At 71.1% G+C, this 11,309-nt stretch carries 7 protein-coding genes and 2 pseudogenes; 5 read left to right on the top strand and 4 right to left on the bottom strand.

The window, feature by feature from the left end; genetic code table 11:
* Positions 1–66 precede the first annotated feature (66 nt).
* Together A5773_RS16360 and A5773_RS16365 are read left to right on the top strand one after the other, a co-directional pair.
* On the top strand, positions 67–432 hold the full coding sequence (locus tag A5773_RS16360) for a nuclear transport factor 2 family protein (protein WP_197505497.1): 366 nt from the start codon (positions 67–69) through the stop codon (positions 430–432).
* Positions 433–479: 47 nt separating this feature from the next.
* A complete protein-coding gene (locus A5773_RS16365) occupies positions 480–704 on the top strand; it encodes a hypothetical protein (RefSeq protein ID WP_007167137.1) in 225 nt (74 codons plus the stop codon).
* 97 nt (positions 705–801) lie between these two features.
* Here A5773_RS16365 and A5773_RS16370 read toward each other — a convergent pair whose 3' ends face one another.
* Together A5773_RS16370 and A5773_RS16375 are read right to left on the bottom strand one after the other, a co-directional pair.
* The gene (locus tag A5773_RS16370; protein ID WP_067265632.1) at positions 802–1,539 is read right to left on the bottom strand and encodes a DUF899 domain-containing protein; all 738 of its coding nucleotides are present in this window, start codon (positions 1,537–1,539) and stop codon (positions 802–804) included.
* A gap of 27 nt (positions 1,540–1,566) precedes the next feature.
* The gene (locus A5773_RS16375; protein WP_067791587.1) at positions 1,567–2,331 is read right to left on the bottom strand and encodes an SDR family NAD(P)-dependent oxidoreductase; all 765 of its coding nucleotides are present in this window, start codon (positions 2,329–2,331) and stop codon (positions 1,567–1,569) included.
* A gap of 119 nt (positions 2,332–2,450) precedes the next feature.
* Between A5773_RS16375 and A5773_RS16380 the strand changes: the two are divergent.
* Positions 2,451–3,431, top strand: a pseudogene (locus A5773_RS16380) (sigma-70 family RNA polymerase sigma factor); the annotation flags it as partial.
* A gap of 159 nt (positions 3,432–3,590) precedes the next feature.
* Entirely contained in the window at positions 3,591–8,414 is a 4,824-nt protein-coding gene (locus tag A5773_RS16385; RefSeq protein ID WP_067791589.1) for a cation-translocating P-type ATPase, read from the top strand.
* Between the two features lie 13 nt (positions 8,415–8,427).
* On the opposite strand, the gene A5773_RS16390 is transcribed toward A5773_RS16385, so the two are convergent.
* Positions 8,428–10,005, bottom strand: a complete 1,578-nt coding sequence (locus A5773_RS16390; RefSeq protein WP_067791591.1) for an AMP-binding protein — start codon at positions 10,003–10,005, stop codon at positions 8,428–8,430.
* Entirely contained in the window at positions 10,002–10,886 is an 885-nt protein-coding gene (locus tag A5773_RS16395; RefSeq protein WP_066946511.1) for an SDR family NAD(P)-dependent oxidoreductase, read from the bottom strand. Before A5773_RS16395 ends, A5773_RS16390 begins: the two co-directional genes overlap by 4 nt.
* Positions 10,887–11,178: 292 nt before the next feature.
* Here A5773_RS16395 and A5773_RS26560 point away from each other — a divergent pair.
* Positions 11,179–11,309 (top strand): annotated as a pseudogene (locus A5773_RS26560) (cutinase family protein); the annotation flags it as partial.

Here is an 11,309-nt window from a genome sequence, read left to right on the forward strand (position 1 = left end):
CGCCGCGCTTTGGCAAACCTGTTGCGCGGCCGGCCGGTCACCTACTGTGTTGTGGGTGGAGGCGAGGTGAGCGAGCAGGGTGTAGTCGAGCGCTACCTGGACTGCCTGGCCGCACACGACTGGGACGGCCTTGCCACGACGATCGGCGACGAAGGCCTGACCCGCGAGGGCCCGTTCTGCGACGTCGTCGAGGGCAAGCAGCACTACGTCGCCTACCTACGTAAGGTCCTCACCAACTTGGACGGTCATCGGCTGGACGTGCAGCGGGTTTCACACGTGAGCACCCGCTTGTCCTATGTCGAGCTGACCGAGTCGTTCGTGATCGACGGCGTCCCCAAGCGGTGGCCGGAATGCATCCTGTTCGAGCGGGGCGACGACGGGCTGATCTCACGCGTCAGTGTGTTCTTCAAGCAGCCCGGGGGCGCAGGCTGATCGGGAAACTATTCCCTCGCCCGCGAAATTGACCTAGCGTGTGATGGGTGGAATCAAACGGAAGCCCGGAATTGGTGCCCGTCGAAACATTGCACTCAGGTGATCCCATCATGGATTGCGGTCAGCGGTACATAGTCCTCGAATCGAAGGCCGTCGGCGACAGCTGCGTGGTCCTCGAGCTCGAGTCCAGGGTGGACCACCAGCTGCAGGTCATCGAGAAGTCGTTCCCAGCCGGGTACCACGTCAACAGGGCGAACCACCGAATTTTATAGCCGGATTTACTCAGCCGAATAGTGCGCGAGTAGCCGTTGGACGGCTACGCGCATTCGTGTTATTCGGGCCGGAAACGCGAATTGCGGTCTGCCGGATTTAGCCGCTCCGCGCGGGCCGGGGGTCATTGGGATTGTCCGGATCGGGATCCCCGAACCACCGCGACGGCGCGCGCTCCCCGTATGCGTCGTGCCATTCCCACCACTCGTACGGCGCGCTTTGCGGGTAGCCCGTTGGCGAGTCCTCCCAGTTCTCCTGGCGTCCGAGCGCGGTCATGTCGAGGTAACTCCAGGTGTTGCCCATCACCTCGTCGCCGCGGTTGTTTATGAAATAGGTCCGGAACACGCGGTCACCGTCGTGGATGAAGGCGTTGGTGCCGTGCCATTCGTCCACGCCGAAGTCGGCATCGAAATCGTCGGTGAGCGTGTACCACGGCATGTGCCAACCCATCCGCGCCTTCAGCCGCGCGATCTCGGCCTGCGGTGCCCGCGACGCGAACACCAGGGTGGTGTCGCGAGCGTTCAGATGGGCGAGGTGCCCCACGTGGTCGGCCATCATCGAGCAGCCGCGGCAGGCATGGTCGGGCCAGCCGTCCACGCCCGGCTCGAAGAATGCGCGATAGACGATCAGCTGACGCCGGCCCCCGAAGAGGCCCAGCAGGCTGATCCTGCCCTCGGCCCCCTCGAACGCGTAGTCCTTGTCGACGGCCAGCCAGGGCATCCGCCGGCGGGCCGCCGCCAGGGCGTCGTGGGCCCGCAGCACTTCCTTCTCCTTCACCAACAGTTGTTCGCGTGCGGCCGCCCAGTCCCGTGCCGACACGATGGGGGGTGTGTTCATTGCGTTGTCCTCCTTGGGTTTCGGGGGTCAGGCCACTGCCGACAGGCCGGTCGACGTGAGCAGATACGCGTCCCCGCCGCCACGGCCGTCGGCGGCGATCGAAAGGACGGATTGGCCCACCTGTTCCGCGCTGAGCGCGGGCCCGCCGGCCTGCACGAACGACTCGACGTCGACCCCTTGCCGTTCGGCGTACGCCGCGACGGCTTTGGCGCCGAGGTCGGTGACCGGGGTCAACCGCGGCAGGACGGACACGAACCGGATCCCCAAGCCGGACCGCTCCGATTCGACGGCGGCGTAGCCGGCAATGAACCTGACCGTGGCCTTCGCCCCCGCGTACCCCCCGCTCAGTGGTGACCCGGCCACGGCGGCGCCGCTGGACACGGCGATCACCGAACTGCCCGGCGCGAGCGGCCGTCGCAACGCGTAGCGGATCCAGTGAAACGCCTGCGCGACATCCACATTCCAGTTCTGGCTGAAGCTGTGCCAGCTCTGGTCCTGCAGTGGGCTCATCCGCGGCGTCGCCCCGGCGCACAGGACCAGTGTGCGCGGCCGGTACTCGTCGATCAGCCGCTGCGCCGTCGCCGGGTCGGCGGCGTCGGCGACCACCGGGACGAAGCCGCCGCCCAGCTCGTCGCGCACCTCGTCGAGGCCGGATGCGTTGCGCGCAACGCCGACCACGTGGGCGCCGGCCACCGCCAGGGCGCCGGCGATGGCGCGGCCGAATCCGCGGCTCGCCCCGGTCACGATCGCCGTGGTACCGGCCAGCCCATCGGTTGTCAGTGGCTCGTTCATGTTCTTCCTCGCTCTCATGGAATGTGCGTCCACTAGTTGAGAGACGTCGCAGCACCGGAATTCATCGCCCGCGGACCGATGAATTTCCCCGGTCCGCCGTCTCTGTACTGGAGTAGCGTTCGGTCGCAGCCGAGACAGGAGAGGCCATGCCGGCGAAAGAGGACTTCATCGCGCAGGCGGCGCCGTTTCGGGCCGAGCTGATCGCGCACTGTTACCGCATGCTCGGGTCGGTGCACGACGCCGAGGACCTGGTGCAGGAGACCTATCTCAACGGCTGGCGCGGCTACCAGGCGTTCGAGGAACGCGCTGCGTTGCGAACGTGGCTGTATCGGATCGCGACGACCGCCTGTCTGCGGGCGCTGCAGAACCGCGCGCGCCGCGTGCTGCCGGCCGGATTGGGTGACGGAACGACCGACCCGGACGCCGGCCTCGACGCGGTCGGTGGTGCACACGAGTGGCTGGAGCCCATTCCCGACTCGCTGATGTTCACCCCGGAGGACAACGTCACCGCGCGGGAAAGCCTGCGGCTGGCCGTGATGACGGCCCTGCAGGAGCTCCCGGCCCGCCAGCGAGCGGTGCTCATCCTGCGCGACGTCGTGCAGTTCAGTGCCGCCGAGGTTGCCGAGCTGCTGGAAACGACACCGGCCGCCGTCAACAGCTCGCTGCAGCGGGCGCGGGCCCGGCTCGCCGAGCTCTCCCCCACCGAGGAAAGCCTGTCCGAACCCGACGACGCCGGGCGCCGTGAACTCCTCGACCGCTATTGCGCGGCATTCGAAAACGCGGACATGGCCGCCCTCACCGCGTTGCTGCAGGCGGAGGTGAAACTCGAAATGCCGCCTCTCCCCGTGTGGTTCGCCGGTCGCGACGCGGTGCTGCGGTTCCTGGCCGCGCGCGCTTTCGCCAAGGCCGGTGATATCGCGATGATCCCGACGGCCGCGAACGCGCAACCCGCGGTCGCCGAATACCGCCGCGGTCCCGACGGGACCATGCGGGCCCATTCCATCCACGTCCTCACCGCGGACGCCACCGGCATCGCCACCATCACCGTCTTCCTGGACCCCGGCCTGTTCAGCAGGTTTGGTTTTCCGGCGAGCCGGTAACCTGTCGGCAGGGGAAGCGACAACACCACCGGTCAGCGAAGGAAGGCACGACCCCACCGGCGTCACCGCTGTCGTCGCACGTCCACCGTTGCAAATGTGGACAGGCCCCCAACCCCCCAGGATCATTAGGCGCGGTAGAGGTAGTCGAAGGGTGACCGAGTGAGGATTCCGGGCGTTGGCAGCGTCGTCGCCGGCATGACCGACGGGGCCGCGCAGGTGGTGCGCGCCGGCGTGGCCACCGCGACCGGGGCGGCGGGCGCGCTGCAGGCGTTGACCAACCCGGTCGCCGAACTCGCGGTCCCGGTCGTGCAGTCGATGGCCCAGACGACGGGCCGGGCCGTCGGATTGACCGGTTCCACCAACGGTTCCGGGCCCAGCGTCACCCCGCCGGTCCGGTGGCAGAGCGGGCGGCGCGTGCATCTGGACCTGGACCCGTTGCTGCCGTTCCCGGGCTGGCACGAGCACGCGCCGGCGGTCGAGGAGCCGGTTCGCCGGATTCCGGGAGTGGCCTCGGCGCACGTCGAGGGCGCCCTCGGGCGGCTGGTGGTCGAATTCGAGAACGAACCCGATGGCGATGCCGTGCTGGACCGGGTTCGCGAGACGATCTGCCGCGTCGCGGCGGACTTGACCCTCGTCGCCCCCAAGGAGGCATCCCGGACCGCGCCGTTCGCCGACCCCGGAAACCCGTTGGCGATCCTGGTCCCGTTCAGCGCCGCGGCCATGGACGTGGCGGCCATCGGAGCCGCGGTGACGGGCTGGCTGGGCCGCCTCCCCGTCGCGCCGCGAAGCGCACGCGCCGCCGCCGCGCTGCTGAACCATCAGCCGCGGGTGGTTGCCGTGCTGGAGTCGCGGCTGGGTCGCGTCGGCACCGACATCGCCCTCAGCGCGTCGACCGCACTGGCCAACGGGCTGACGCAGGCAGTCGGCACCCCGCTGCTGGACCTGGCACAACGAAGCTTGCAGGTCTCCGAGGCCGCGGCGCACCGTCAGCGCTGGCGGGACCGCGAACCGGAGCTGGCCTCACCTAACCGGCCGCAGGCCCCGGTGGTTCCGATCATCTCCTCGGCCGGCCCCAAATCGCAAGCGCCCCGGCACAATTGGGCCGCTGCCGCAGCGGGGGAAGCTTCCCACGTGGTGGTGGGCGGGGCCATCGATGCCGCGATCGACACCGCGAAGGGCTCAATGGCCGGGCCGGTGGAGGAGTACGCCGACCAGGCCGCCAACGCCTCGCTGGTGGCCGCGGCGGGTGCGCTGCTGGCCGGCGGCGGCACCGAGGACGCGGCCGGCGCGCTGCTGGCCGGCGTGCCCCGGGCCGCACACACGGGCCGGCAGTCGTTCGCCGCCGTCCTGGGCCGCGGACTGGCCAACACCGGGCAGCTGTTTCTCGACCCAGGCGCCTTGCGGCGCCTCGACCGGGTCAAGGTGGTCGTGGTCGACGGCGCCGCACTGCGTGGCGACAACCGCGCCGTGCTACAGGCCCGCGGCGACATACCCGGGTGGGACGAGGACCGCGTCTACGAGGTCGCCGACGCGCTGCTGCACGGTGAGGAAGCCCCCGAACCGGACCCGGACGAGTTGCCCGCCACCGGCGCCCGGCTGCGGTGGGCCCGGGCCCAAGGGTCGTCGGCGACGCCGGCGCAGGGCCTCGAACACGCCGATCTCGTGGTCGACGGCGAGCGGGTCGGCAGCGTCGACGTCGGGTGGGAGGTCGACCCGTTCGCCATCCCGCTGCTGCAGATCGCGCACCGGACGGGCGCCCGGGTGGTGCTACGCCACGTCGCCGGCACCGAGGACCTGGCCGCCAGCGTCGCCGTGAGCCACCCGCCGGGCACGCCGCTGCTGCAGTTGGTGCGCGACCTGCGCACGGATCGCGGGCCCGTGCTGCTCATCACCGCGCTGCACCGTGACTTCGCGTCCACCGACACATTGGCCGCGCTGGCCATCGCCGACGTCGGGGTGGCGCTGGACGACCCGCAGGCGGCGACGCCGTGGACGGCGGACATCATCACGGGCACGGACCTCGCCGCGGCGGTGCGCATCTTGTCGGCGCTGCCGGTGGCCCGGGCGGCGACCGAGTCCGCGGTGCGCCTCGCGAAGGGCGGCAGCACGCTGGCGGGGCTGCTGCTGGTCACCGGCGACCCACGCACGCTGAGCCCCTTCGCCGTGCAGCGCTGGCTCAACCCGGTCAACGCCGCCGCGGCGGCCGCGCTGATGCAGGGCACCTTCGCGGCCTCCCGGGTGCTTCGGCTGCCCGACCCGACACCGCAGCCGCTGACCGCCTGGCACGCCCTCGATCCGGAGATCGTCTATGCCCGGCTGGCCAGCCGCACCCGGCCCCTGGCCGTCGAACCCGGCGCCGCGCCCTGGCGACAACTCCTCGACGACCTGTCCTACAACCCGCTGGTCGCGCCGCTGCGCGGGCCGGCCAGCCGGGTGGGCCGACTGCTGACCGCGACGCGGGCCGAGTTGTCCGATCCGCTGACGCCCATCCTGGCCGTGGGGGCGGCCGCCTCGGCGATCGTCGGCAGCAGCGTCGACGCGCTGCTGGTGGCGGGCGTGATGACCGCCAACGCCGTCGCCGGCGGGGTGCAGCGGTTGCGGGCCGAGGCCGCCGTCGCCGAGCTGTTCGCCGAGCAGGATCAATCCGCGCGGCGCGTGGTGCTGCCCGCGGTGGCCACGGCGCACCGCCGGCTGGAGGCGGCCCGCACCGTCGAACGGACGGTCTCGGTGAACGCGAAGTCGCTGCGCCCCGGCGACATCATCGACCTGGCCGCCCCCGAGGTGGTCCCGGCGGACGCCCGCCTGCTGGTCGCCGAGGACCTAGAAGTCGACGAGTCCTTCCTCACCGGCGAGTCGCTGCCGGTGGACAAGCAGGTCGAGCCCGTGGCCGTCGCCGACTCCGACCGCGCCAGCATGCTGTTCGAAGGCAGCACCATCGTCGCCGGGCACGCCCGCGCGATCGTGGTGGCGACGGGTGCGGGCACCGCCGCCCAGCGCGCGATTTCGGCGATCGCCGACGTCGAGTCCGCGGCCGGGGTGCAGGCGCGATTGCGCGAGTTGACCAGCAAGGTCCTGCCGCTGACCCTGGCCGGCGGCGCGACGGTGACCGCGTTGGCGCTGCTACATCAAGGAACGTTGCGTCAGGCGGTCGCCGACGGGGTGGCCATTGCCGTGGCCGCCGTCCCCGAGGGCCTGCCCCTGGTGGCCACCCTGGCCCAGCTGGCCGCCGCCCAGCGGCTGTCGCGGCGCGGGGTTCTGGTCCGTACGCCGCGGGCGGTCGAAGCGCTGGGCCGGGTCGAGACGGTGTGCTTCGACAAGACCGGCACGCTCACCGAGAACCGCCTGCGCGTCGTCCGCGGCGTCCCGCACGGGGCCGACGCGGACACTCCTTTCCCCGACGTGACCGACCCGGCGTCCGCCGCGGTGGTGCGGGCCGCCGCGCGCAGCAGCACGCAGCCCCACAACGGGGGCGGCCACGCGCACGCGACCGACGAGGCGATCCTCACCGCGGCGAATTCCATTGACCGCCAGTGGGCCTCAGGTTGGACCGTGCTCGCGGATGTACCGTTCGAATCCAGCCGCGGTTACTCCGCCGCGATCGGCACGGCCGGCGGGAACGGCGGCCCGATGCTCATGGTCAAGGGCGCGCCGGAAGAAGTTCTTCCGCGCTGCCGCTTCGCCGATGCGGACGCCGACCTCGACCGCGCGGAGTCGTTGGTGTTGCGCCTTGCCGAGCAGGGCCTGCGGGTGCTGGCGGTGGCTCAGCGCCCGTGGGAGCACGGGACCGGCGAGGAGGACACCGACGCCGACGCCGTCGAGGCCGCCGCGCACGACCTCGAGTTGGTCGGCTACGTCGGTTTGGCGGACACCGCGCGGGCGTCGGCGCGGCCGCTGATCGAAGCGCTGGTGGAAGCCGGCCGGCGGGTGGTGCTGATCACCGGCGACCACCCGGTGACCGCGCGGGCGATCGCCCGGCAACTGGGCCTGCCGGCGGACGCGCGTGAGATGACGGGCGCCGAACTCGTCGCGTTCGGCGAGGAGGATCGCGCCAAGGTCGCCGCCGACGTCCAGGTCTTTGCCCGCGTCAGCCCGGAGCAGAAGGTGCAGATCGTCGCGGCGCTCCAGGACAGCGGGCAGGCGGTCGCGATGGTCGGCGACGGGGCCAACGATGCCGCCGCGATCCGGATGGCCGATGTGGGCATCGGCGTGAGCGGTCGCGGCTCGTCCGCCGCGCGCGGGGCCGCCGACATCGTGCTGACCGACAACGATTTGGGCGTGCTGCTCGACGCGCTGGTCGAGGGGCGCGGGATGTGGGGTGGCGTGCGGGACGCGGTGGGCATCCTGGTCGGCGGCAACGTCGGCGAGGTGCTGTTCACCCTCATCGGCACCGCCCTGGGCACCGGCCGGGCGCCGGTGGGCACCCGCCAGCTGCTGCTGGTGAACCTGCTCACCGACATGTTCCCCGCGCTTGCGGTCGCGGTCACCCCGCAGTTCTCCGAGCCGGAGGAGGCCGAGGAGGGGGCCGACCGCGACGCCGAGGAATTGCACCGCGCCTTCCAGTTGGCCACGCTGTCGGGGCCCCCGCCCTCCCTGGACGCACCGCTGATGCGGCAGATCGTCACCCGCGGCGCCATCACGGCAGCGGGTGCGACGGCGGCCTGGGCCATCGGTCGCTGGACACCGGGCACCGAACGCCGCACGTCGACAATGGGACTCACCGCGCTGGTGACCACGCAGCTCGCGCAGACCCTGCTGACCCGCCGCCACAGCCCGCTGGTGCTGGGCACGGCGCTGGGGAGCGCGGGCGTGCTGGTCGCCATCGTCCAAACCCCCGGCGTCAGCCACTTCTTCGGTTGCACGCCGCTGGGCCCGGTCGCCTGGACCGGCGTCATCAGCGCCACCGCGGGCGCCACCGTCGTCTCGGTGCTGGCGCCCAACTGGCTGGCCAAGCAGGTCGCCGCCCTGGAACCCAAGCCGCAGTGAGTGTTTCGCGCGCCTAGCCGGACAGCTCCCTGCGCACGACCTTGCCCGCCGGATTGCGCGGGATGCTGGTGACCACGTTGATGTCTCGGGGCTGCTCGAATCGCGAGACTTTGCCCTTGAGGTACTCCCGCAACTCCGCCTCATCGGTGCCAATGTCCGGGTGCAGCACCACGAACGCGGCCAATCGATGACCGAACTTCTCGTCGGGAACACCGATGACCGCGTTGTCGGCGATCGCCGGATGCTGAGCGAGGGCGTTTTCGACGGCCCGCGGATAGACGTTCTCACCGCCGGAGATGATCATGTCGTCTTCGCGGCCGACGATGTACAGGCGGCCCGCGTTGTCGAGGTAGCCCATGTCGCCGGTGCTGGTCATGCCGTCGACGACGGCCTTCGCGCCGGGCTTGTCGCCGCCGCCGGTATACCCCTCGCTGGCCAGTTCGCCGCCCACGAAGATGCGGCCGGTAACGCGCGCACCGACCTGCTTGCCGTTCTTGTCGAGGATGCGCACCGGGCAGCCGGCGACCGGTTTCCCGACGGTCTCGGGCGCCTCGCGTAGCTCCGCGGGAGTGGCCAGCGCGCCGATGCCGACCTCGGTGGAGCCGTAGCCGTTGTAGAGGATGTCGCCGTAGGCGTCCATGAACCGCTGCCCCAAAGTGGGGTCGAGCCGGTCCCCACTCGACATCACGACCCGCAGGTAGGGCACGGGGTTGCGGGCCCGCACCCGCTCCGGCAGGGCGAGGATGCGCGCCAGCACCACCGGTACCGCCGTGAACGCGTCGGCGCGATGCAGCGACGCCTGCGCGAGCGCGGCTTCGGCGTCGAAGTGGCGGTGGGTGAGTACCGTGCCGCCCAGGGCCACGGTGAGCATCAGCATGCCCAGTCCCAGCCCGTGAAACATGGGCATCGCCACCGAGATTCGCGACCCGGTGCGCAGGCCGGTGCGGTCCAGGATCGTCACCCACACGCCCACCGCGGACCGCAGCTGCGGTGAGCGCGGCACCCCTTTGGGCGTGCCGGTGGTGCCCGACGTCAACAAAATGATCCGGCCCGGCTTGGCCACGTCGGGCCGCGGCTCATTCTCCTGGGCGGCGATCGTGACCGGGTCGATCACGACGACCGATCCGTCGGCGGCCAGGGCGCGCTCGCCGAATTCGGCGTCGGCGACCATCGCGGTGATCCGGTGACCGCTCACCGCGGAGGCCAGGGCGTCGCTGCGAAAGTCCGTATTGACCAGGACCACGTCGGCGCCCACCAGCGCGGCGCCGAAGACGCCGGTGATGAAACCGCGGCCGTTGCGGCACATGATGCCCACCGCGTCGCCGGGCCCGACACCCTCGCGCGACAACCTGCGTGCCAGCGATTCGGTCGCCGACTGCAACTGCCGGTAATCCCAGACGCCGTCGTCGTCGACGATCGCGGCCCGGTTGGGCCATCGAGTCGCGGTCACCGCCAGCAGGGTGTACGGGTTGGTGCCGCCCCGGCGTGCCTCCCGGATCAGCCGCAGGGCCGCCAGCGGCGACGGCGGAGCGAGCAGTCGCGACCGCACCAGCGCCCGGGCCGCGGTGCCGACCACACCCTCGTCGCTCATCGCCGGGCCTCGCTGGAATCCGAGAAGAACCGCCGGTACCACAGCCGGGCCGCGCGTTCGGCCGGCCCGGCCAACAGCACCGAGGCCAACTCGGCCGGCAACACCCACGGCGGCTCGTTGGTGCGGGGCCGCTCGATGATCGCTTTGGCGATCGCGTCGGCGGCCTGGTCGGCCGACAACCCGGGGAGCCGCCCCAGGATGGGCGTGGGTGCGATCATCCGGGTCCGGACCAGCGCGAAGTAGACGGAGGTGACCTCCACACCATCGGCGTGCAATTCCGGGGCCACGCTGCGCAGCCACCGGTCGAAAGCCCCCTTCGACGCCTGGTATGCGCCCCACTGCGGCCCCGGCACGACGCGCACGCCGACACTGGAGACGTTCACGATGTGCCCGCGCCCGCTTTCGCGCATGGCCGGCAGGAGTCCCAGCAGCAGCCGGATGGGCCCGAGATAGTTGATGTCGATGGTGCGCTGAAAATCGTGCGGCCGGTCGTATTGGTGGTGCAGCGAGCGGCGCAACGACTTGCCGGCATTGCTGACCAGGATGTCGATCGCGCCGTGCTGCTCGGTGATCTCCTTGGTCAGCGCGCTGACGGCGGCCTCGTCGGTGAGGTCGGTCGGGTATGCGATCGCGCGACCGCCGGCGGCGTTGATCGACGCCGCCAGGTCGCCGAGCCGTTCCTCGGACCGGGCGACCACCAGCGCGGTGGCCCCGGCGGCGGCCAGCCTGCGCGCAGTCGCCTCGCCGATGCCGTATGAGGCGCCGGTGACCAGCACGGTCTTGCCGGCGACGGCGCGGCGCAGCTTGTCGGCATCCGACTCCCGGGCCGGATTGGCCACGTGGTCCGTGACCTTATTGAGGGCCTGCACTATCACGTTCAACTTTGCCGCCGCATTCACTCGGGCCGCGTGTCGAGCATCGGCGATGGCTTCACCGTGCGCCCGACTCGTCACAGTTAGCAGACCACATCGCGATCCGGGCCCGAGCCCCGCCCCGGCGTTGTCGCTCCGGTCGAGCCGGGCGCCGGATCGCCGGCCGCCGCGGCGCCGGATGGGGCGCCCGCGCAAGCGATCTCAGCCCGCAAAGCCCGAGGAAACCGGGGTTGTGTGAATTCGCAGTAATTTCCATGCTTTCACCTGTTTAGCCGAGGGGTCGACTGGGCACAATTGCGGCATGATCGCACGTCAAATAGCCCGTTTTGTATGTCCAGCAGTAGTTGCCGCATCCGGCCTCGGCGCGTCGGCGCTCGCCGGTTCGGTCATCCCCTCCGCGGCCGCCCAGTGTCCGGACGTGCAGGTGGTGTT

Source organism: Mycobacterium sp. 852014-52450_SCH5900713, assembly GCF_001667075.1.
Classification (GTDB): Bacteria; Actinomycetota; Actinomycetes; order Mycobacteriales; family Mycobacteriaceae; genus Mycobacterium.

Coding starts and splice junctions, on each gene's coding strand:
- A5773_RS16390 (WP_067791591.1), bottom strand. CDS start 10,005: ATGAGCGACGAGGGTGTGGTCGGCACCGCGGCCCGGGCGCTGGTGCGG.
- A5773_RS16370 (WP_067265632.1), bottom strand. CDS start 1,539: ATGAACACACCCCCCATCGTGTCGGCACGGGACTGGGCGGCCGCACGC.
- A5773_RS16375 (WP_067791587.1), bottom strand. CDS start 2,331: ATGAACGAGCCACTGACAACCGATGGGCTGGCCGGTACCACGGCGATC.